Source organism: Halomonas litopenaei, from assembly GCF_003045775.1.
GTDB classification, from domain to species: domain Bacteria; phylum Pseudomonadota; class Gammaproteobacteria; order Pseudomonadales; family Halomonadaceae; genus Halomonas; species Halomonas litopenaei.
In genome coordinates, this window is sequence record NZ_PXNS01000050.1 from 1 (window position 1) to 405 (window position 405).

Consider the following 405-nt stretch of genomic DNA (forward strand, 5'->3'; position numbering starts at 1 on the left):
ACGATCAGCCGACCCTCGAGATCGCCGATACCGCCGAGACCGTGGTCGAAGGCCAGAGTGCCAACGGTACCTGGAGCACCGAGGCCGGTGCCGATGGTGCCACGGTGACCGTGACCGCCGGCGGCATCGACAAGGTGCTGGGCGACGGTGCTACCGATACCGTGACCTTCGATCTTGATGAAGGCACCCTGACCGTCGGTCGCGACGGTTCTTGGACCTTTGACGCCAAGGACAACCTCGACCAGGGCAACAGCCCGTCGATCGACTTCACCATTGCCACCGTCGACAGCGATGGCGACACCGCCACCGATAGCCACACCGTCACCATAACCGACGGGACCGGCCCGAGCGTTTCGGTCACCGGCAGCGATCCGGCCAGCAGCAATGCGTCCGTTTCCCTGCAGG

1 pseudogene is annotated in these 405 nt (G+C 64.9%); it reads left to right on the forward strand.

Annotated elements, in window-relative coordinates:
* Positions 1–405, forward strand: a pseudogene (locus tag C6W88_RS21820) (hypothetical protein); the annotation flags it as partial.